This is a genomic window from Motiliproteus coralliicola, assembly GCF_003345655.1.
GTDB classification, from domain to species: domain Bacteria; phylum Pseudomonadota; class Gammaproteobacteria; order Pseudomonadales; family Balneatricaceae; genus Motiliproteus; species Motiliproteus coralliicola.
In genome coordinates this window covers 112,302-133,296 of record NZ_QQOH01000006.1, presented here as the reverse complement: position 1 = coordinate 133,296, position 20,995 = coordinate 112,302, and the positions used below count along the sequence as shown (strand labels likewise).

General features: G+C 56.9%; 17 protein-coding genes and 1 tRNA gene. 15 read left to right on the top strand and 3 right to left on the bottom strand.

What is annotated here, in order from left to right:
* The first annotated feature begins 114 nt into the window (after positions 1 to 114).
* The 15 genes from rlmE (at position 115) to DV711_RS18445 (ending at position 16,287) form a co-directional block, all read left to right on the top strand.
* Positions 115 to 735 (top strand): 23S rRNA (uridine(2552)-2'-O)-methyltransferase RlmE, encoded by a 621-nt coding sequence (gene rlmE, locus DV711_RS18515; protein ID WP_114697234.1) that lies wholly within the window; start codon positions 115 to 117, stop codon positions 733 to 735.
* A 98-nt stretch (positions 736 to 833) separates the two neighbouring features.
* Positions 834 to 2,783 (top strand): ATP-dependent zinc metalloprotease FtsH, encoded by a 1,950-nt coding sequence (gene ftsH, locus DV711_RS18510; protein ID WP_207802699.1) that lies wholly within the window; start codon positions 834 to 836, stop codon positions 2,781 to 2,783.
* Positions 2,784 to 2,886: 103 nt separating this feature from the next.
* Complete coding sequence (folP, locus tag DV711_RS18505) at positions 2,887 to 3,741, top strand: dihydropteroate synthase (RefSeq protein WP_114697232.1); 855 nt, start codon at positions 2,887 to 2,889, stop codon at positions 3,739 to 3,741.
* Between the two features lie 19 nt (positions 3,742 to 3,760).
* Positions 3,761 to 5,101 (top strand): phosphoglucosamine mutase, encoded by a 1,341-nt coding sequence (glmM, locus tag DV711_RS18500; RefSeq protein ID WP_114697231.1) that lies wholly within the window; start codon positions 3,761 to 3,763, stop codon positions 5,099 to 5,101.
* Positions 5,102 to 5,228: 127 nt separating this feature from the next.
* The gene (gene tpiA / locus DV711_RS18495) at positions 5,229 to 5,987 is read left to right on the top strand and encodes a triose-phosphate isomerase (RefSeq protein ID WP_114697230.1); all 759 of its coding nucleotides are present in this window, start codon (positions 5,229 to 5,231) and stop codon (positions 5,985 to 5,987) included.
* 36 nt (positions 5,988 to 6,023) lie between these two features.
* The gene (gene secG, locus DV711_RS18490; RefSeq protein WP_243633892.1) at positions 6,024 to 6,368 is read left to right on the top strand and encodes a preprotein translocase subunit SecG; all 345 of its coding nucleotides are present in this window, start codon (positions 6,024 to 6,026) and stop codon (positions 6,366 to 6,368) included.
* A 16-nt stretch (positions 6,369 to 6,384) separates the two neighbouring features.
* Positions 6,385 to 6,471 (top strand) — tRNA-Leu (locus DV711_RS18485).
* A gap of 237 nt (positions 6,472 to 6,708) precedes the next feature.
* A complete protein-coding gene (gene rimP, locus DV711_RS18480) occupies positions 6,709 to 7,167 on the top strand; it encodes a ribosome maturation factor RimP (protein ID WP_114697228.1) in 459 nt (152 codons plus the stop codon).
* Positions 7,168 to 7,190: 23 nt separating this feature from the next.
* Positions 7,191 to 8,681, top strand: coding sequence for a transcription termination factor NusA (nusA, locus tag DV711_RS18475; protein WP_114697227.1), 1,491 nt, complete (start codon positions 7,191 to 7,193; stop codon positions 8,679 to 8,681).
* Positions 8,682 to 8,705: 24 nt separating this feature from the next.
* Positions 8,706 to 11,198 carry a translation initiation factor IF-2 gene (infB, locus tag DV711_RS18470; RefSeq protein WP_114697226.1) on the top strand — a complete coding sequence of 831 codons (2,493 nt, stop codon included), beginning with the start codon at positions 8,706 to 8,708 and terminating at the stop codon, positions 11,196 to 11,198.
* A gap of 15 nt (positions 11,199 to 11,213) precedes the next feature.
* Entirely contained in the window at positions 11,214 to 11,657 is a 444-nt protein-coding gene (rbfA, locus tag DV711_RS18465; protein ID WP_114697225.1) for a 30S ribosome-binding factor RbfA, read from the top strand.
* Between the two features lies 1 nt (position 11,658).
* A complete protein-coding gene (truB, locus tag DV711_RS18460; protein ID WP_114697224.1) occupies positions 11,659 to 12,636 on the top strand; it encodes a tRNA pseudouridine(55) synthase TruB in 978 nt (325 codons plus the stop codon).
* 120 nt (positions 12,637 to 12,756) lie between these two features.
* The gene (gene rpsO, locus DV711_RS18455) at positions 12,757 to 13,026 is read left to right on the top strand and encodes a 30S ribosomal protein S15 (protein WP_114697223.1); all 270 of its coding nucleotides are present in this window, start codon (positions 12,757 to 12,759) and stop codon (positions 13,024 to 13,026) included.
* A gap of 252 nt (positions 13,027 to 13,278) precedes the next feature.
* Complete coding sequence (pnp, locus tag DV711_RS18450) at positions 13,279 to 15,375, top strand: polyribonucleotide nucleotidyltransferase (protein ID WP_424398997.1); 2,097 nt, start codon at positions 13,279 to 13,281, stop codon at positions 15,373 to 15,375.
* Positions 15,376 to 15,447: 72 nt separating this feature from the next.
* Complete coding sequence (locus DV711_RS18445) at positions 15,448 to 16,287, top strand: pseudouridine synthase family protein (RefSeq protein ID WP_165840170.1); 840 nt, start codon at positions 15,448 to 15,450, stop codon at positions 16,285 to 16,287.
* Positions 16,288 to 16,359: 72 nt separating this feature from the next.
* On the opposite strand, the gene xdp1 is transcribed toward DV711_RS18445, so the two are convergent.
* The 3 genes from xdp1 to DV711_RS18430 all read right to left on the bottom strand — a co-directional run bounded on the left by xdp1 (position 16,360) and on the right by DV711_RS18430 (position 20,981).
* On the bottom strand, positions 16,360 to 17,244 hold the full coding sequence (gene xdp1 / locus DV711_RS18440) for an exosortase-dependent surface protein XDP1 (protein ID WP_114697221.1): 885 nt from the start codon (positions 17,242 to 17,244) through the stop codon (positions 16,360 to 16,362).
* A 106-nt stretch (positions 17,245 to 17,350) separates the two neighbouring features.
* Positions 17,351 to 20,218 (bottom strand): XrtA/PEP-CTERM system TPR-repeat protein PrsT, encoded by a 2,868-nt coding sequence (prsT, locus tag DV711_RS18435; protein WP_165840169.1) that lies wholly within the window; start codon positions 20,216 to 20,218, stop codon positions 17,351 to 17,353.
* A 127-nt stretch (positions 20,219 to 20,345) separates the two neighbouring features.
* Positions 20,346 to 20,981, bottom strand: coding sequence for a LysE family translocator (locus DV711_RS18430; protein WP_207802690.1), 636 nt, complete (start codon positions 20,979 to 20,981; stop codon positions 20,346 to 20,348).
* Positions 20,982 to 20,995 lie beyond the last annotated feature (14 nt).

Here is a 20,995-nt window from a genome sequence, read left to right as displayed (position 1 = left end):
TGGAGCACATCGGTGTTCCGGTCGCGGATTTAGGCATCGGGCGGGAAACCAGCAATTTTACCCCACTCCAGCGGCGCTTAGTAGCGCGGCGTGACTGATCAGAACGGAATTTTTGTGGCGCGATCAAAGAGCAGTGGCCGTTGGCTACAGGAACATTTCGATGACACCTATGTCCAACGGGCCAAGGATGAAGGATACCGCTCAAGGGCCAGTTTCAAACTGGTCGAGCTGGATGAGAAGGGCCGGCTGTTCCGGCCGGGGATGACCGTGGTGGATCTCGGGGCGGCGCCCGGAGGCTGGTCACAGGTTGCCGCGGAGCGGGTTGGTGACGAAGGTTTGGTGATCTCGTCGGATATTTTGCCGATGGATTCATTGGCCGGCGTAACCTTCATTCAGGGGGATTTTACCGAGGAGTCGGTCTACGAGCAGATACTCGCCGCTATCGATGGGCGTCCGGTAGACCTTGTAATTTCGGATATGGCCCCCAATATGAGCGGTATGAACGCGATTGATCAGCCGCGTTCGATCTATCTGGTCGAATTGGCGCTGGATCTGGCCCGTCAGGTTTTAAAGCCGGACGGGGTTTTTCTGGCTAAAGTATTTCAAGGAGAGGGTTTTGATGCGCTGCTGGCTGAGATGCGCCAGAGTTTTGCCAAAGTGCAGTCGCGTAAACCCGATTCGTCCCGCGCCCGTTCGCGGGAAATTTATCAGCTCTGCCGCGGTTTCAAGGGATAGAGGCTAAGGTAGAAGTGCAGACTGTTGCCAATTCGCATTGAATGGGCGGCGGTAAGAAGTAGCTGAAGATGTAGCTAGAGGAGCTTCGCTTGAACGACATGGCTAAAAACCTGGTGCTGTGGCTGATTATCGCTGCGGTACTGTTGACGGTTTTCAATAATTTCAATACTGAGCCTGAATCCAACAAGCTCAGTTATTCGCAGTTTATCGAGCAGGTTCGGAACGACCAGGTCAGCCGGGTCGTGGTGGATGGCTACGAGATTCGCGGTGATCTGCAAAGCGGCGGAAGCTTTGTCACGATTCGTCCGGCACTGCAGGATCCGAAGCTGGTTGATGATCTCTACAACCACGGGGTTGTGATCGAGGGCAAGCAGCCGGAACAGCAGAGCATCTGGAGCCAGTTGTTGGTCGCTAGCTTCCCGATTCTGGTGATTATCGCCGTATTTATGTTCTTTATGCGCCAGATGCAGGGCGGCGGCGGCGGCAAAGGCGGTCCGATGTCGTTCGGTAAGAGCAAGGCGCGCCTGCTCAGTGAAGACCAGATCAAAACGACCTTTGCCGATGTGGCCGGTGTTGAAGAGGCCAAGGAAGAGGTTCAAGAGCTGGTTGAGTTCCTGAAGGACCCGGGCAAGTTCCACCGCCTGGGTGGGCATATCCCCAAAGGAGTGCTGATGTCCGGTTCACCGGGTACCGGTAAAACCCTGCTGGCCAAGGCGATCGCCGGTGAGGCACGGGTGCCTTTCTTCAGCATCTCCGGTTCTGACTTCGTTGAGATGTTCGTTGGTGTTGGTGCGTCCCGGGTTCGGGACATGTTCGAGCAGGCTAAGAAGCAGGCACCGTGTATTATCTTTATCGACGAGATCGATGCGGTCGGTCGTCACCGGGGTGCCGGTATGGGCGGCGGTAATGACGAGCGCGAGCAGACTTTGAACCAGCTGCTGGTCGAGATGGACGGTTTCGAAGGTACCGAAGGCATTATCGTGATCGCGGCAACCAACCGCCCCGATGTGCTCGATAAGGCGCTGCTGCGTCCGGGCCGTTTCGACCGTCAGGTGGTCGTTGGGTTGCCGGATATCCGTGGCCGGGAGCAGATCGTTAAGGTCCATATGCGCAAGGTACCGCTGGCTGACGATGTTAAGCCGGATGTTATCGCGCGGGGTACACCGGGTTTCTCCGGGGCTGACTTGGCCAACCTGGTGAACGAGGCGGCACTGTTTGCGGCGCGGGGCAACAAGCGTACCGTTAGCATGGATGACTTTGAGAAGGCGAAAGACAAGGTGATGATGGGGGCAGAACGCCGTTCGATGGTGATGTCCCACGCTGAGCGCCTGAATACCGCCTACCACGAATCCGGTCACACTATTGTCGGGCGACTGGTCCCTGAGCATGATCCGGTCTACAAGGTATCGATTATCCCGCGTGGTCGAGCCCTGGGTGTCACCATGTTCCTGCCCGAAGAGGATCGCTATAGCCATTCTCGCCAGTCGATTTTGAGTCAGATCTGTAGTCTCTATGGTGGTCGGATCGCTGAAGAGATGACCCTGGGTGCCGATGGTGTGACCACGGGGGCTTCCAACGATATTCAGCGAGCGACTCAGTTGGCTCGCAGTATGGTGACCAAGTGGGGTCTGTCTGAGAAGTTGGGGCCGTTGCTGTACGACGACGAAGATGCCGATCCGTGGGGACGTGCACCAGGGCAGGCGGCTAAAGGTGTTTCCGGGGAAACCGCCAAGATGATCGATCAGGAAGTCCGACAGGTTATCGATGATTGCTACGCCCGTGCCGAGCAGATTCTGACCGATAATCGCGATATCCTGGAAGCGATGACCCAGGCGTTGATGAAGTATGAGACCCTGGATTCTGATCAGATTGACCAGTTGATGGCCCGTCAGGCCGTGTCCGAGCCTGAAGGCTGGGAGGACGACAATAATCGTTCCGGCGGTGAAGCGGCTGAGAGTGATGAGACCATCAGTGATTCGCTGTCCGATGATTCGTCCGATGACGATACCGAGTCGGGCATGGAAGCGCCGGATAAGCCGATTCACTGATCCGAAGCGTCTTTGAATGCAAAGGTCGACCTCGAGTCGGCCTTTTTGTTATTTGAGAGCCACTGATAACCCTATCTGAGAAGCTCCTGAGCGAAGAGTTTTTATGTCCAGCAGGTTTCGTTTCGGCACGCGCGAGTTGCCACTTGATACGCCCCAGGTGATGGGGATTTTGAATGTAACCCCAGATTCCTTCTCCGATGGCGGGCAGTTGTATCAGGGGGGGCGGGTTGCGTTGGACGATGTGTTGCGTCGAGCGTCGGCAATGGTTGAGGCCGGTGCGACCCTGTTGGATGTTGGCGGTGAGTCGACCCGGCCCGGTGCCGACCCTGTTTCCGAGCAGCAGGAGCTGGATCGGGTTGTGCCAGTGGTGGAAGCGCTGTCGGCGGAGTTTGATGTGGTGGTATCGGTGGATACCAGTACCGCCTCGGTGATCCAGCACAGCGCGGCGGTAGGTGCGGGCCTGATCAACGATGTGCGTGCGCTGCAGCGACATGGTGCCTTGGAGGCTGCGGCTGCGACGGGGTTGCCGGTCTGCTTGATGCATATGCAGGGACAGCCCAGAAATATGCAGGATGCTCCTGAGTATCGGGATGTGGTTACCCAGGTTGCTGAGTTTCTTGAGCAGCGAATGCAGGCTTGTACAAACGTTGGTATTGATGCAACGCAGCTGATCCTGGATCCGGGCTTTGGTTTTGGTAAAACCCTGGAGCATAATCTACTGCTGCTGCAGCGGCTTGATCAGCTGCAGTGTTTGGGTGCGCCGCTGTTAGTGGGGATCTCGCGCAAGTCGATGATTGGTGCCGTGCTGGATAAAGAGGTTGATGAGCGCCTTTATGGGAGTTTGGCGGCGGCGGCTTTGGCGTTGGTCAAGGGTGCATGGATACTTCGAGTGCATGATGTGGCGGCAACACAGGATGTTGCCAAGGTCTGCCAGGCGGTTATGCGGGCGGATGTGTAGATAAAGAGGAAGGGTTGGCGTGAGCAGAAAGTATTTTGGTACCGATGGCATTCGTGGGCAGGTAGGCGAATTTCCCATTACTCCCGATTTTGTCCTGAAGCTGGGTTGGGCTGCCGGCAAGGTGTTTGCGCGTCAGGGGCGCAGCAAAATTTTGATCGGCAAGGATACCCGGATCTCCGGCTATATGTTCGAGTCCGCGCTGGAAGCGGGGTTGGCGGCAGCGGGGGTGGACTCGCTGTTGCTGGGGCCGATGCCGACACCGGCGATCGCCTACCTGACTCGAACCTTCCGTGCCGACGCAGGAATCGTTATCAGTGCATCCCATAACCCCTATGACGATAACGGCATCAAATTCTTCTCCGCCAACGGCACCAAGCTGCCCGATGAGATCGAAACCGCCATCGAAGCGCAGATGGATCTGGCCATGACCACGGCTGATTCGGCCTCCTTAGGCAAGGCGCGGCGGGTGGATGATGCGGTCGGTCGTTATATCGAATTCTGTAAGGGGACTGTGCCGCGTGGAATGACCCTGAAGGGGCTGCGTATCGTGGTCGATTGTGCCAACGGTGCCACCTACCACATCGCTCCGAAAGTGCTGAGCGAGCTGGGTGCCGAAGTGTTGGAGCTCTCCACCGCGCCAGATGGCATCAACATCAATGAAGACTGTGGCTCGACCTCTCCTGAGGTGCTGCGCAAGATAGTTGTCGCGGAAAAAGCCGACCTTGGGGTGGCTTTTGATGGCGATGGCGATCGCTTGATCATGGTCGATCACCAGGGAGAGGAGGTTGATGGCGACGAGCTGTTGGTGATCATTGCGCTGGCTTTGAAAGAGGAAGGTCAGTTGAATGGCGGTGTGGTCGGAACTCAGATGAGTAACTTCGGCATGGAATTGGCGTTGAAAGAGCACGGTATTCCGTTCGTGCGCGCCAAGGTCGGTGATCGCTATGTGATGGAGGAGTTGACCAGCCATGATTGGAATCTTGGCGGTGAATCCTCCGGACATATCATCTGTCGAAATCTAAACACCACCGGTGATGGCATTGTTGCCGCGTTGCAGGTATTGCAGGCGATGGTCAGTCAGGGCAAAACGCTGGCAGAACTGAAAACCCGAATGCAGAAACTGCCTCAGCATATGGTGAATGTGCGGTTGCTGCAGAAGGGGGATCCAACCCAGTTGCCGAAGGTTCAGCAGGCCGTGCGTGATGTCGAACAGGCGCTAGATGGTCAGGGTCGGGTATTGCTGCGCCCATCGGGTACCGAGCCGGTGGTCCGTGTGATGGTAGAAGGTGTTGATCTTGCTCAGGTTCGCCAGCTGTCGGAGCAACTTGCTGGTGAGGTGGAGCAGGCGCTCCAGGGCTGATTTTTCGCTGGGTCGAATCCAGATCTCGTCGAGGGGCGAAAGCCCCCTGCGATGGCGGTAAATAACCTTGTAAGTTCAGGGCAACTTGTTTAGTATTGCGACCCGCTTGAGAGAGGGGCAGAAAAAGATGCGCCAACCACTGGTTGCCGGTAACTGGAAAATGAATGGCTCGCAGTCGAGTATTGCAGAGCTGATGGATGGCCTGAAGGCCGGGCTTTCTGGTGTTTCCGGGGTGGATGTTGCTGTCTGTCCTTCTGCGGTCTATCTGGATCGAGTTGGCTCCATGTTGAATGGTAGCTCGATCAATCTGGGTGCTCAGACCGTCAGCGAGTATGAATCCGGTGCCTATACCGGTGAGAATTCGGTTGCGATGCTCAAAGAGCTCGATTGTCGCTATGTGATCGTCGGGCATTCCGAGCGTCGGAGCCTGTTCGGTGAGACCGATGCTCAGGTGGTCGCTAAGTATCAGGCGGTTCGCGACGCGGGCCTGACGCCGATCCTTTGCGTCGGTGAGACCCTGGAAGAGCGCGAGCAAGGTCGAGCGCAGGAAGTCATCGCTTCCCAAGTCGGTGCCGTGCTGGACGCCTTGGGTGCTGATGCGCTGAATGAGGCGGTCGTGGCCTACGAGCCTGTCTGGGCAATTGGTACGGGCAAGACAGCGACCCCGGATCAAGCTCAAGAAGTGCATGCCCAAATTCGTGCCCAGGTGGCGCAGAGCGATGCGGTAATCGCCGAGCAGCTGCTGATTTTGTATGGCGGCAGTGTAAATGCGGGCAACGCTGAGACCCTGTTTTCGATGGCGGACATCGATGGTGGTCTGGTTGGCGGTGCATCGCTGAAAGTTGAAGATTTTGTAACGATCTGTCGCGCAGCGACGAACCAATAAAGCTGAAGTGACGGACGGGTTGTAACTATGGAAGCTATTGAGAGTATTGTTCTTATTGCTCACGTGCTGCTGGCTATCGCGCTGATTGCGCTGGTGCTGTTGCAGCAGGGCAAGGGCGCCGAGGCCGGCGCGGCCTTTGGTAGCGGTGCGTCCCAGACCATGTTTGGTAGTCAGGGTTCGGCTAGCTTTCTGAGCCGGCTGACTGCGATTATGGCGACCGGTATCTTCCTGACCAGCTTTGCGCTGGCGGTATACGCTAAGCAGAAAGCGGGCGCAATTGCCGAAGAGGGCGTCCCGACTCCAGTTGTCGTTGAGCAGCCTGTCGAGGCGCCAGCGCTGGAAGAGTCTAAGCCGTCGTCTGACGTGCCGACTGCTGACTAACAGCAGTTAAAGATTTGCCGAGGTGGTGGAATTGGTAGACACGCTATCTTGAGGGGGTAGTGGCCTTTTGGTCGTGCGGGTTCAAGTCCCGCTCTCGGCACCAACCTTAAGCAACTGAGCTTGAATAAGCGGGTTGCTGGTTTTATACTCTGTTCCGCAAATTTGGCAGGCCGATCGGCTTGGCTGAATTTAAGAGGCAGATTTAAAACAAAAAGCCCCTTTTAAAGGGGCTTTTTGTTAGGCGCAAAAAGAACCGAGCAGTCCGTACTGTGGTCGGTTTTTTGATGAATGGGTCTTTGACCCATTTTTTGTTTCTGGAATAAGCACGGTTGAGGTGTAAGTGGCAACCAAAAATGAACAGCTCAATGCGCTGATCGAGCCGGTAGTGACCGGGCTCGGCTATCAGCTCTGGGGGATCGATTTTGCTTCCCAGGGGCGTCATAGCGTGTTGCGGATTTTTATCGATGCCGAGGCCGGGATTTCAGTAGACGACTGCGCTGCTGTTAGCCGCCAGGTCAGCGGTGTGATGGACGTGGAAGACCCGATAAGCACGGAATATACCCTGGAGGTTTCGTCTCCAGGAATGGATCGTCCGTTGTTTACCCTGGAGCAGTTTGCTCAGTATGTCGGTCACCAGGTGCAAGTGCGCCTGCGCAGTCCCTATGAAGGACGGCGCAAATTCAGCGGCCTGTTGAAGGGCGTTGAGGATGAGGATGTTGTTGTTGAGGTCGATCAGCATGAGTATCTGCTGCCGATCGACAGCATTGACAAAGCGAATGTCGTGCCCCGGTTCGAGTAACCGGAGTTTGAAGAGGCAGTGGAATGAATAAAGAGATTCTTCTGGTTGTTGAAGCCGTATCCAACGAAAAAGATGTCCCCAAGAGTGTGATCTTTGAGGCGATTGAGCTGGCGTTGGCGACGGCAACCAAAAAGCGTTATGACGAGGAAGCCGATATTCGCGTTCTGATCGACCGTGAGAGCGGCGATTACGAGACCTTCCGTACCTGGCGAGTGATGCCGGACGATGAACTGGCGCAGCTGGGTACCGAGCTGACCTTGGAAGAGGCGCACGAGAAGGATACGGCGCTGGTTGCCGGTGACGTCTACGAAGAGCAGGTCGAGTCGATCGCTTTCGGTCGTATCGCCGCCCAGACCGCCAAACAGGTTATCGTGCAGAAAGTTCGCGAAGCCGAGCGTGCCAAGGTAGTTGAAGAGTACCTGGATCGGGTCGGCGAGCTGGTCAGCGGCACCGTAAAGAAGGTGACTCGCGACAATGTCATTGTTGATCTGGGTAACAACGCCGAAGCGCTGCTGGGTCGTGACCAGTTGATCGGTCGTGAGACCTTCCGGATGGGTGATCGGGTTCGTGCGGTACTGCAGGAAGTCCGCAGCGAAAGCCGTGGCCCGCAGCTGTTCCTGAGCCGGACCTCCCCGGAGATGTTGATCGAACTGTTCAAGATTGAAGTGCCGGAGATCTCCGAAGAGGTGATCGAAATTCGTGGCGCGGCGCGTGATCCGGGCTCTCGGGCCAAGATTGCGGTGAAGACCAACGACGGCCGTATCGATCCGGTAGGTGCCTGTGTGGGTATGCGCGGTTCGCGCGTCCAGGCTGTTTCCGGCGAGCTAGACGGTGAGCGTGTCGATATCATCCTGTGGGATGACAACCCGGCCCAACTGGTCATCAACGCGATGGCACCGGCCGAAGTTGCCTCCATCATCATCGATGAAGATCGTCACTCCATGGACGTCGCGGTGGAAGAGGACAACCTGGCAATGGCGATCGGTCGCGGTGGTCAGAACGTCCGTCTGGCCAGCGAGCTGACCGGTTGGGAACTGAACGTCATGACCGACGAAGAAGTTTCCGCCAAGCAGCAGGAAGAGTCAGCCGGTATTGCCGAAACCTTTGTCGAGCATCTGGATATCGACGAAGAGTTCGCCGAGATGCTGGTGATGGAAGGCTTTACCTCGCTCGAAGAGGTGGCCTATGTGCCGCTGGAAGAGATGCTCGAAATTGAAGGCCTGGACGAAGAAGTTATCAACGAGCTTCGTTCCCGCGCCAAGGATGCGCTGCTGAATCTGGCGTTGGCATCCGAAGAAAAACTTGATGATGCCGAGCCGGCAGAAGATCTGCTGAACATGGACGGTATGGACCGTCACCTGGCTTTCGTACTGGCCAGCAAAGGCGTTATCACTATGGAAGATCTGGCTGAACAGTCGATCGACGATCTGATGGAGATCGACGATATGACCGAAGAGAAAGCCGGTGAATTGATCATGACAGCCCGCGCGCCCTGGTTCGCGGACGCAGAGTAACGATTCAACAGGAGCACCAATTCAATGGCAGAGCTGACAGTCAAGGAACTTGCCGAAGTGGTAGGCGTTCCGGTTGAACGCCTACTTCAACAAATGAAAGATGCCGGGCTTAACCATAGCGCGCAGGCAGACAGCGTTTCCGAAGAGGAGAAGCAGAACCTGCTTTTGCACCTCAAGCGCAGCCACGGCGAAAGTAACGATGAGGCGCAGCCGCGCCGAATTACCCTCAAGCGTAAAACCACCAGCACGCTGAAGGTTGGCGGTAGCAAGAAAACCGTCAACGTCGAGGTGCGTAAGAAGCGAACCTACGTTAAGCGTGAAGACCTGAGTGCGGCGGACCGCCAGGCCGAAGAAGAAGCTGCTCGACTGGAAGAGGAAGCCCGTCTGAAGGCCGAGGCTGAAGCTGCGGCTAAGCGCAAGGCGGAAGCGGAAGCGGCAGCCAAGGCTGAGGAAGAGCGTAAAAAAGCGGAGCAGGAAGCGGCTAAAGCGGCTGAAGAAGCGCGTCTGAAAGCGGAGCAGGAAGCCAAGGCTAAGGCCAAGGCGGCGCCTGCGCCGAAGAAAGAAGCAGCTCCGGCTCGCAAAGAGGCGCCCAAGCGCAAAGAAACTCGCAAAAATGACCAGCGCACTGCCAAGCCCAAGAGTGGTGTTAAGCGCGGTCAGGGCTTTGATGCTTCGTTCGATGGTCGTCGAATGAAAGGGCCCAAGCGTACCAAACTGAAAGCACCGGCCCAGCTGCAACAGGGCTTTGCGAAGCCGACCGCGCCGGTCGTGCACGAAGTACCGATTCCCGAAGCGATCACCGTGGCCGAACTGGCCAAACTGATGAGCGTCAAAGCCGCTGAGATCATCAAAGTGATGTTCAAGATGGGGGCGCCGGCCACCATCAACCAGGTGTTGGACCAGGATACTGCCACGTTGGTGGTTGAAGAGATGGGCCACAAACCGACCATCGCCGACGAATCCAGCATCGAAGATCGGGTTCTGGACGATATCAGCTACGAGGGCGAGGAAGAGAGTCGTGCGCCGGTTGTTACCGTTATGGGTCACGTTGACCACGGTAAGACCTCGCTGCTGGACTACATCCGTGACACCCGCGTAACCGCTGGTGAGTCCGGTGGTATTACCCAGCACATCGGTGCTTACCACGTTGAGACCGATCACGGCATGATCAGCTTCCTGGATACTCCGGGACACGCCGCCTTTACCGCGATGCGTGCCCGTGGTGCCAAAGCCACCGATATCGTTATTCTGGTGGTTGCCGCCGATGACGGTGTGATGCCGCAGACCGAGGAGGCGATCCAGCACTCCCGCGCTGCCGGCGTACCGCTGGTGGTTGCGATCAACAAGATCGATAAAGAAGCTGCCGATCCGGATCGGGTTAAGACCGAACTGGCTGCTAAAGAAGTGGTTCCGGAAGACTGGGGCGGCGACGTTCAATTTATTCCGGTATCGGCCAAGACCGGTCAAGGTATCGACGAACTGCTGGATGCAGTGCTGCTGCAGTCAGAAATGCTCGAACTCAAAGCGGTACCGAACGTACCGGGCAAGGGTGTTGTGGTCGAATCCCGTCTGGACAAGGGACGCGGTACTGTTGCCACTCTGCTGGTACAGAACGGAACCCTGCGTCAGGGTGATATCGTCCTGGCTGGCCTGAACTACGGTCGTGTTCGGGCGATGCTGGATGAGAACGGTAAGCCGGTTAAAGAGGCTGGCCCGTCGATCCCGGTTGAGATCATGGGTCTGGACGGAACACCGGATGCCGGTGATGAGTTCACCGTGGTGGCCGATGAGAAGAAAGCGCGTGAAGTTGCCAACTTCCGTCAGGGCAAATACAAAGAGATCAAGCTGGCCCGTCAGCAGGCGGCCAAGCTGGATAACCTGTTTGCCAACATGGGAGCCAACGAGGTTTCCATTCTGAATATCGTATTGAAGACCGATGTTCGTGGCTCGCTGGAGGCACTGACCAGTGCGCTGAGCGACCTGGCCACCGACGAAGTGAAGGTCAACGTAGTTTCCAGTGGTGTGGGTGGTATCGCCGAGAGCGACGTTAACCTGGCGCTGGCTTCCAACGCGGTAATCTTCGGCTTTAACGTTCGTGCCGATGCCAGTGCCAAGGCGCTGGTCGAGAAAGAAGAAGTGGATATGCGCTACTACAGCGTCATCTATGACATCATCGACGACGTGAAGCAGGCACTGTCGGGCATGCTGGCGCCGGAACTGCGCGAAGATATCGTCGGCATCGCCGAAGTTCGCGAAGTGTTCCGCTCGCCGAAGTTTGGCCAGGTTGCCGGTTGTATGGTTACCGAAGGCATCGTTTACCGCAGCAAGAAGATCCGCGTACTGCGCGACAACGTGGTTATCCATGAGGGCGAGTTGGACTCGCTACGTCGCTTCAAGGACAACGTCCAGGAAGTCCGTAACGGCATGGAATGTGGTATCGGGGTGAAGAACTACGACGTGAAGGTCGGTGACCAGATCGAAGTGTTCGAAGTGACTGAGGTAGCCCGACAGCTGTAAGTAGCTGGAGTCATTATGGCCAGAGAGTTCAGTCGTACCCAACGGATCGCCGAGCAGCTCCAGCGTGAGCTGGCTCAGCTGATCCAGCAAGAGGTCAAAGATCCACGTTTGGGTCTGGTGACCGTCAGCGGGGCCAAAGTGTCCCGCGATCTGTCCTACGCCGACATCTACGTGACCGTGATGGGTAACGAAGAGGCGCAGGCTCAAGGCGAGGTGTCGGTCAAGATCCTCAACCGTGCTGCCGGCTTCCTACGGGGGCGGGTGGCTCAGGCGATCAAGATGCGGGTCGTACCGCAGCTGCGATTCCACTATGACGCGTCCGTGATGCGGGGCAACTACATGTCCTCGCTGATCGAGCAGGCGGTGTCCGAGGACAAGCAGCGTCAAGGCGATCGCGGCGATGCCGGTGCCGACAGCTCCAGTGACACTTCCTCTGACAACAACGGCGGGGAAGGCTAAATTGGCCCGACGCCGTAAAGGCCGCGCGATCGATGGAGTGCTGTTGCTGGATAAACCCGGCGGTATCAGCTCCAATCACGCGCTGCAGCGAGTCAAGCGCCTCTACGGTGCTGCCAAGGCGGGTCATACCGGGGCGCTGGATCCGCTAGCGACCGGTATGCTGCCGATCTGTCTGGGGGAGGCGACCAAGTTTTCCCAGTTCCTCCTCGATGCCGACAAACGCTATCGCACCACCGCTAAGTTGGGTATTCGAACCGATTCCAGTGATGCCGATGGTGAAGTGGTCGAAACCCGACCGGTTGGCGACTATTCCCGTGAGCAGATTCTGAGGTTGCTGGAGCAGCATTTCAGCGGTGAGATCGAGCAGGTACCGTCGATGTTTTCGGCCCTCAAGCACAAGGGCCAGCCGCTGTACAAGTTGGCGCGTCGTGGTGAAAAGGTCGAAGTTAAGCCGAGACGGGTGACAATTCACCATATCGAGCTGCTCGATTACCGTCCCGAGCAGGCCGAACTGGATCTGGAAGTCTATTGCTCCAAGGGCACTTATATCCGATCGATTGTCGAGGATCTGGGATTGCTTCTGGGATGCGGCGCCCATGTCAGCATGCTGCGTCGGCTCGATTCCGGCCCCTACAAGGCCGATATGATGCTGAGCCTTGAAGCGATTGAAGAGATCGCGACTGTTTCAGAAACAGATACGGCTGCAGATGACGAAAAACAGCGCGACCTGAAGGCGCTGGATGCGTTATTATTAGCGCCCTGGACCGCCGTGGCCGATCTGCCGCGAGTGATTGTCGATGCCGAACAGGCCGTAAGGCTGGGGCATGGGCAGAAGATTCGTTGTGGGGCCGCGACTGCCGATCCGGTACTGATTTTTTCCGAACCTGACAATGGCGCAACTGAAGGGCGCTTTCTCGGGTTGGGGCAGGTTTCAGATAACGGGGTCTTGATTCCCCGGCGTCTGATTCAATCCTCTTAGTATAAGGCTGAGAGGACTTGTCGCGTCGTACTGTAAATATGCACGGTACGTCGTTTGTTTAACCAATGCACGTCACCTTTTGGGTAGCGCGTGTGTGCATATTTTTAATGGAGCTATACCATGGCACTATCCGCCGAACAGAAAGCGGCCATCCTGGCTGATTACCAGACCAAAGAAGGCGACACCGGTTCTCCTGAAGTACAGGTAGCCCTGCTGACCGCCAACATCGAAGGTCTGCAGTCGCACTTCAAGGCTAACAAGAAGGATCACCACTCACGTCGTGGTCTGATCCGGATGGTTAACCAGCGTCGTAAGCTGCTGGACTACCTGAAGCGCAAAGACGCCCAGCGTTACACCACGCTGATCGGTCGTCTGGGTCTGCGTCGCTAAGCGGGTCCTGCAGGGGCTCTGACCGAAAGGTCAGGGCCTTTGTTTTTAGGGAGAGGCAGAGTCTCTCCGGTAAGTGTTCAACATCTGCTGATCAGCCCGTACTTTCATGTCGCTTCCAAGGCATCTATTTGAAAGAGGCGCCATCAGAGTACGGTTTGCAGGCGGGGCGAAAGCCCGAGGCAGAGCGCTGAGCACAATGACAATCAGTGATGATTTAAGTAATTGAGAGAGGAATTCATTGTGTTGAATCCAATGAGCAAAACATTTGAGTTTGGCGGTCAGACCGTCACGCTGGAAACCGGCCGTATTGCCCGTCAGGCATCCGGTGCGGTTCTGGTCACCATGGGTGAAAACCAGGTACTTGCTACTGTTGTCGGTAACAAAGAAGCCCGTCCGGACCAGCCGTTCTTCCCGCTGTCCGTTCACTACCAGGAAAAAACCTACTCCGTCGGTAAGATCCCGGGTGGTTTCTTCAAGCGTGAAGCCCGTCCTAGCGAGTTTGAAACCCTGACTTCGCGTCTGATCGACCGTCCGATCCGTCCGCTGTTCCCGAAAGGTTTCATGAACGAAGTGCAGGTCATCTGTACCGTGGTTTCCGCCGACAAGAAAAACTGCCCGGACATCGCCGCGATGATCGGTACCTCTGCGGCGCTGGCGATCTCCGGTATCCCGTTCAACGGCCCGATCGGTGCCGCTCGCGTCGGTTTCGACGAAGAGGAAGGCTACCTACTGAACCCGAGCTTCGAGCAGATGGAATCCTCACTGCTGGACATGGTTGTTGCCGGTACCAAAGATGCCGTGCTGATGGTTGAGTCCGAAGCCGAAGAGCTGACCGAAGACGAGATGCTGGGTGCGGTACTGTTCGCCCACGACGAGATGCAGGTTGCCATCGAAGCGATCAACGAATTTGCCGCCGAAAATGCCAAGCCGACCTGGGACTGGCAGGCGCCGGAAGAGAACAGCGCGCTGAAGCAGCAGATCATCGACGGTTACGGTGCGCAGATCACCGAAGCTTACCAGATCAGCGAGAAGCTGGTCCGTTACGGTCGTCTGGGTGAGATCCGTGATGCGGCGGTTGAGGCTCTGGCTGGCGGTGAAGAGCCGGCTAACGATCCGAAAGAAGTTTCCAAACTGTTCGCTTCAGTCGAGAAGAATATCGTTCGTTCCCGCGTTGTAAACGGCGAGCCGCGTATCGACGGTCGTGACACTAAGACCGTTCGTCCGATCGAAGTTGAAGTTGGCGTGCTGGGTAAGACCCACGGCTCTTCCCTGTTCACCCGTGGTGAAACTCAGGCGATCGTTACCGCCACTCTGGGTACCAGCCGTGATCAGCAGATCATCGATGCGCTGGAAGGCGAGCGTAAGGATCCGTTCCTGTTCCACTACAACTTCCCGGGTTACTCCGTAGGCGAGTGTTCACGCATGATGGGTGCCGGTCGTCGTGAGATCGGTCACGGTCGTCTGGCCCGTCGTGGTATTCAGGCGATGATGCCGAGCCAGGACGAGTTCCCGTACACCATCCGGGTTGTCTCCGAGATCACCGAATCTAACGGTTCCAGCTCCATGGCTTCCGTTTGTGGTGCTTCGCTGGCGCTGATGGATGCTGGTGTACCGGTTAAGCGTCCGGTTGCCGGTATCGCCATGGGTCTGGTGAAGGAAGGCGACAAGTTTGCCGTACTGACCGACATCCTGGGTGACGAAGATCACCTGGGTGACATGGACTTCAAAGTGGCCGGTTCCGAGAACGGTATCACTGCACTGCAGATGGATATCAAGATCGAAGGCATCACCGAAGAGATCATGGAGATCGCGCTGGAGCAGGCGCTGGACGCCCGTCAGCACATTCTGCGTGAAATGGCCAAGGTCATCGGTTACGCCCGTCCTGAGCTGTCCGACAACGCCCCGGCGATGACTCAGCTGAAGATCAACCCGGAGAAGATCCGTGACGTGATCGGTAAGGGTGGTGCGACCATCCGTTCCATCACCGAAGAGACCGGTGCTTCTATCGATCTGGAAGACGACGGCACCGTGAAGATCTTCGCTGCCGAGAAGGCTGGCGCTCAAGCGGCTATCGACAAGGTTCTGGCGATCACTGCTGAAGCGGAAGTCGGTAAGATCTACGAAGGTAAGGTTGAGCGTATCGTCGACTTTGGTGCTTTCGTTAACATCCTGCCTGGCAAGGACGGTCTGGTTCACATCTCGCAGATCTCTACCGAGCGTGTTGAGAAGGTCACCGACTACCTGAAAGAAGGCGAGATGGTTAAGGTCAAGGTGCTGGATGTTGATCCGCGTGGCCGTATCAAGCTGAGCATGAAGGACCTGCGTGAAGACGAGGGCCTTGAGGGCTAATCGCTCCTCGACGTAATCTAAAGCGGGCTTCGGCCCGCTTTTTTGTGTCTGTTACTTTCTTATTGGATGGTCATGGTTCAACGATTTCAACAGATGGTTCGGATCGATCAGCCGGACCGAAAAGCGATCGACTGGCTGGCAGCGATGCCCGAGTGTCGGGACCTGTCCCGTTCTGAGCTCAAGGCCGCGATGCAAAAAGGAGCGGTATGGCATTCCCGAGGGAAGTCTCAACCCCAGCGATTGCGCCGTGCGTCCCGATTGTTGAATCTACACGACCGGCTGTATCTCTATTTCGATTCCAGCGTGCTGGCGCAGGTACCGCTGGAGCCCGCTCTGATCGCCGACGAGGGTGGTTATACGGTTTGGAATAAACCCAGCGGGATGCTCTGCCAGGGCTCCAAATACGCTGATCACACCACCTTATATCGCTGGGCCGAAACCAAGCTGAAGCCCGAACGGCCGGCTTTTATTATCCATCGCCTGGACCGCGCTACACGGGGCTTGGTGTTGCTGGCCCATAGCAAACAGCAGGCGCGGTGGTTAACTCAGCTGTTCGAGCAACGTCAGGTCACGAAAACTTACCGGGCGGTTGTTCGGGGCTGTGCCCCGGAAGAGCCGATACGCTGCCAGCTACCGGTTGATGGGCGCGAAGCTATCAGCAATATCCGTCGATTGGGCCATGATTCGGAGCGAGAGCTGAGCCTGGTCGAGGTTGGGCTGGAGACCGGGCGCAAGCATCAGATACGTATCCATCTCAGTAGCTTAGGCTTCCCTATCCTGGGAGATCGATTATACGGCAATGCTGGGGTCGATGATCCTGACTTACAGCTGCAGTGTGTTTATCTGGGCTTTGACGATAGTGGGCGGAGTGCCAGTTACCAGGTGCCGGAATCGCAGCAATTGCAGCTCTAAGCTGGCATGACTGTTTTCCCCGATAAAAAAACCGCTGCATTAGCAGCGGTTTTTTCAGCCTGGGAAGGGGATTCAGGCTTGCTTGCGACGAATCCGCAGCAGTGGCAAGGCGACCAGGAACAGCAGTGCTGTCGCCGGTAGCGGTACCCCAGGAGGGGGCGGATCGTCGTGGGTATAGCCGCCAACCGTATGCAGCTTGAAGAAATCATTGCCGCCGTAGCTGTCGGGTGCGCAACTACGGGATGGGCTGCTACAGGTGCCGGTGTTGAGCTCAGGGTTCAGTACCGACAGCATGTAGTAGCTGCTGGAGATGCCGCCCGCATTGACATCAAATTGTACATCGCTGCCGATGCTGGTGCTTTCACTGTCGTAGTAATGTCCGACCAGGCTCCAGCCGCCACCATTGACCAGGCCCTCGTAGGTGCCACCGGTCAGATCGCCAGGCCCGCCTGCACCGCCGGTCCAAGCTAGCAGTGAGAAGTCATAGTCGCCGGACCACCAGCCGAAACGGACATAATCCAGGGTGATATCTTCGGTGAAGCTGAACACCACGGCGTCCATGTTATCGAAGGTATCTCCGGTCGGAGAGGAGGAGTCACCAAAGGCATGGTCCGGTACGTCGCCAAGGGTCTCTTCCCGATTAACCACGCCGATGCCGCTATCGGAATAATGCTGCAGCCGCGCGGTCTCAAACTGATCATCGCCGCCGACATCGTTGGTATCGGACCAAGCCTGAGTGGTGACATCCGGGCCGCTTCCAGCCGTACTGTCCTGAGTCCAGGTATCGCCGTAGGTACTGGCGGTATCGCCATTACAGACACTGTTGTCGGAGCTTCCGCAGGCGCTGTCGGTAAACGACCATTGCCAGGTTTGCATGGCGGCTTGAGCCTGGCCGCTAAACAGCAGGGTTGCAGCGAGTGCAAGGCTGCTGGCGGCGGGAGTTAACAGTTTTTTCATAGTCCTTTCCTTGAAGCTTGGCGCGAAACTTCAGTACTTCTGCTTGGGTGATAAATTTCCCTGCAATATACGTTCCCTTGTTCAAATGGTTTTTTTATTCAATAAGTTACTGCTTTTCGTTTTGCGGTAACTCATTGATGTGTAAAAAACGCTGACGTTCCTGTTGCGGCGGGTTGTCCGCCAACAGGCCCCGCAGCTCCAGCGCCTGATCGTATCCGTCAAAGCGATGTCCGCTGGCCATGGCTCGGTTTAGCGCTCGTCTGGCTTCATCACCCCGATCCAGTTGATACAGGGTGGCTGCAATATGAAACAGCACTTCTGGGTTGTTGGCCGAGCGAACCGAGGCGTCGCGGAGGTATTTGAGACCCTCACTGAGCTTGCCCTGGTTGACCAGTACCCAGCCGAGGGTGTCGTTGGTACTGGGGTCGTTCGGTGCCAGTTGCTGAGCCTTCTGGGCATGTTCCAACGCCCTGGGATCGCCCTGCTTCAGGTACAGGTTGGCCAGGTTGTTATGGATCGGTGCGGTCTGGGCACCGTTGGCCAGCAACCGCTCAAACAGCTGCTGGGCTTTTGGGTATTGGCCGCTGAGCACATAGCCCTGAGCCAAGACTTCGGTAGTGCGTAGATCTTGTGGGTAGCGCCGGGTCCAATCCTGCAGAAATAGCAGCGACTGTTGGGGTTGACCGGCAGCAAGGTGGGTGCGGTGGACTTTAAGCGCGGTGGATGAACTTGGGGCTCTTGTCAGGGCGCGCCGATAGTACTCTAGCGCTTGTTCAAACTGTCTCTGGCTGGCCAGCAGGTCGGCTTCGATAACCAGCGTGGAGGGATGATCGGGGTGCGCTTGGCGCAGGTATTCCAGCTCCTCGTTAAACTCCTCCATTCGACGTTGCTGCAACAGTAATGAGGCATAGCGTTGGCGGGTGGCGAGTTGTCCGGGCTCTGCCTTGATCGCCTTGGAGAGACTGTAAATGGCCCCGGATATATCCCGGGCGCGAAGCTGAAGATCGGCGGTGGTTAGGAGCTGGCCGGCGTCGTAGCCGGATTGTAGTGATAGCTGCTTGAGTTTGCCGCGGGCGCTTTCCAGTTCCTTGCTATCCAATAACGCCAGGGCCAGTGCTTGGGTGGCGCGCCAGTCGTTGGGGTTGTCCGATGCTAGCTTTCGGGCCAGCTCCAGTGCTTGGTCACCCTGGCCGCTACGCAGGTAGAGTCGAACCAGATAGCTGCCGACAGCGGTGTCATTGACGTTGTTGGCGTAGGCTTTCTCTAGCCAGGAGACGGCCTGATCGCTTTGCTTGAGTTGATCATAGATACGGGCCATCTCCAGCATCAGTAGGGTATTCTGGGGCTCGTCCAGTAGCAAACCATCGAGGCGCTGTCGAGCGCTCTCTAGCTTACCTTCCACTCGATCCAGCTTGGCGAGGTTGATTCTGGCCGGTTTGAAATCGGGCTGTTGTTGAAGAATCGCCTGATAGAGTTCGCGCCCTTGCTGAGGTTTGTCGACGGCGATATAGGCGCTGGCCAGTAGATTTTTTAGCACTAGGTTGTCCGGTGACTTCTGCAACAGCTCTTCGGCAACCAGAATCGCTTCGGCGTAGGCCTTATCCTGCAATAGGGTGACTGCCAGAATCACCCCGGCTTCGGTGGCATTGGGGCTTTGCTGATAGATCTGGCGCAGCGTCTCTAGGCCCGGTCCACGGTCTCCCATCCGGATCTGACTTAGCCCCAAACCTTTACCGGCTTCCGGGTTGCCGGGTGAGAGTGTCAGGGCCTGGCCGTAGACTACCGAGGCTTTGTAATGCTTGAACTTTTTCAGGTAGGCATCGCCTAGCATCAACAGCAGCTGCAGATCCTTTGGCTGGGTACGCTGGGCTTTTTCCAGGTTGCTGATCGCCGCGTCCAGATTACCCAGTTTCAGATAGGCAGAGCCGAGCAGCTTTCCGACGCTCAGGGCGCTGGCATAGCGTTTGGCATAGGTATCCAGTTGAGTTACGGCTTTCTGCCACTCACCCAGATCGTAGTAGATCATGCCTGATAAGAGCAGGCTGGGCCCGTGGGCGCTGGTGACTTCGGCCGGTAGCGATTCAATGGTGTCACGGGCTTTGCCCAGGCTCTCCTTTGACTGGTCAGGTAGCCGGGCACGACGCTGCGCGACACTCAGCAGGTAGGATACCTGAGGGTCAAAGGCGGCCAGCTCATGCAGTTCGAGCAGGTCTTTCAGGGCCTCCTGCACCAATCCGGTATCCAGATAGACCCCGATCCGCGACAGCTTCGCCTGATAGTGATCCGGGTTGAGGGACAGAGCTTTACCGTAGTGCTCTATCCCGGTCTTGAACTGTTTCTTGGCATGGGCAATGGACCCCAGCAGGTACCAGACTTCGGCGTTGTCCGGTTCGGTGGCTAGGGCCTGATCTGCGATCCTGCTGGCCTGGTCAAAACTGTGTCGGGCCAGATGAACCCGGGCCTGACCCAGCAGAGCCGACAGATTGGTGACATCGATCCGGGCCGCGTCACGGAAGGCCAGCTCGGCTTCGTTATAGTTTGCCAGTTCGAGATTCGCCCGCCCCCGATAGACCAGTATCTTCGCGTTGAGGCTGGCACTGAAATCAGCCGGATACACGATATCGAGCAGCAGGTCGAACTTTTTCTGGGCCAACAGGGCGTTGGCCAGCGGTTCCATGATCAGTGCCGGGTCGGCACCCAGCTCGAGTCCCCGTTCCAGTTGCTTCTGTGCCAGGGCCGGCCGGCCTTGGTCCAGATAGGTCTGTCCCAGCAACACATGACCGGCCAGGAATTCCGGAGCGACCTGCAGGGCGTTCTTGAGATGGATCTCGGCGCTGGAAGCCTCTCCGTTCTCCAGCTCAATCAGGGCCTGCTCGTACAGATCAGGAATATCCTGTTTGGTGTAGGCGGCCAAAGATAGTGGGCTGATTCCCAGCGTCACGATTAGCGCGGTAAGGGTAAAAGGTCGAAACACGATAGCAACCACTCCTAACAACTGATCCTTAACTGTATGGAATAAAAGCGACGCTGTCTCTCGCTGTTGATGCTACAAGCGTAGTTTATTGATCAAAGTTTGATCAGGCGCAGGGTGTCGAGGCCGATCAGCCCAGCGCCAGCCAGACCCCCACGCCCATCATCAGGCTACCAGCAAATCGATTCATCAGGCGCACATTACCGCTCTTCTGCAAAAACCGGCTCAGGGTCAGACCGCCGGTGGCATAGAGCAGCAGGCAGAGCAGTTCGATCAGCAGGATCATCGCCACCAGAATGCTGATCTGCGGCACCATCGGGTGCTGCTGACTGATAAATGGCGGTAATAGCGACACAAAAAAGGCCCAGCCCTTGGGGTTGGCCACGGCCGTGACAAAGCCTTGGGTGATCAGTTGCATGGCCGAGGACCGATTAACCTCGGTGTTGTTGTGACTGATCGCCATTTTGCCCCGTGACATCCACAGCTGAACACCGATGTAGAACAGGTAACCGCCACCGACCCACTTGAACAGCGAGAATGCCTGCGGGTACTGCAGCATCAGCGCGGCAACGCCAAGCACCGACAGCACCGCCACCAACCCAACACCGACCAGCTCGCCCAGCATCATCCACAGGGTGCGGCGCACGCCGATGGTCATTCCCAGCGTCAGCGCCAGCGTCATGCACATGCCGGGGGTGATCGACACGAACAGAAAGGTCGGGATAAACAGTGCCAGCAGGGTGGTGTCGATAAAAGTGTGCAGCATCTGAATCCGTTCTC

Bases quoted from the DNA above. Each gene is read 5' to 3' on its own strand.
- DV711_RS18445 (WP_165840170.1), top strand. From the start codon at position 15,448: ATGGTTCAACGATTTCAACAGATGGTTCGGATCGATCAGCCGGACCGA.
- folP (WP_114697232.1), top strand. From the start codon at position 2,887: ATGTCCAGCAGGTTTCGTTTCGGCACGCGCGAGTTGCCACTTGATACG.
- xdp1 (WP_114697221.1), bottom strand. From the start codon at position 17,244: ATGAAAAAACTGTTAACTCCCGCCGCCAGCAGCCTTGCACTCGCTGCA.
- rpsO (WP_114697223.1), top strand. From the start codon at position 12,757: ATGGCACTATCCGCCGAACAGAAAGCGGCCATCCTGGCTGATTACCAG.
- tpiA (WP_114697230.1), top strand. From the start codon at position 5,229: ATGCGCCAACCACTGGTTGCCGGTAACTGGAAAATGAATGGCTCGCAG.
- pnp (WP_424398997.1), top strand. From the start codon at position 13,279: ATGAGCAAAACATTTGAGTTTGGCGGTCAGACCGTCACGCTGGAAACC.
- rbfA (WP_114697225.1), top strand. From the start codon at position 11,214: ATGGCCAGAGAGTTCAGTCGTACCCAACGGATCGCCGAGCAGCTCCAG.
- infB (WP_114697226.1), top strand. From the start codon at position 8,706: ATGGCAGAGCTGACAGTCAAGGAACTTGCCGAAGTGGTAGGCGTTCCG.
- ftsH (WP_207802699.1), top strand. From the start codon at position 834: ATGGCTAAAAACCTGGTGCTGTGGCTGATTATCGCTGCGGTACTGTTG.
- DV711_RS18430 (WP_207802690.1), bottom strand. From the start codon at position 20,981: ATGCTGCACACTTTTATCGACACCACCCTGCTGGCACTGTTTATCCCG.
- nusA (WP_114697227.1), top strand. From the start codon at position 7,191: ATGAATAAAGAGATTCTTCTGGTTGTTGAAGCCGTATCCAACGAAAAA.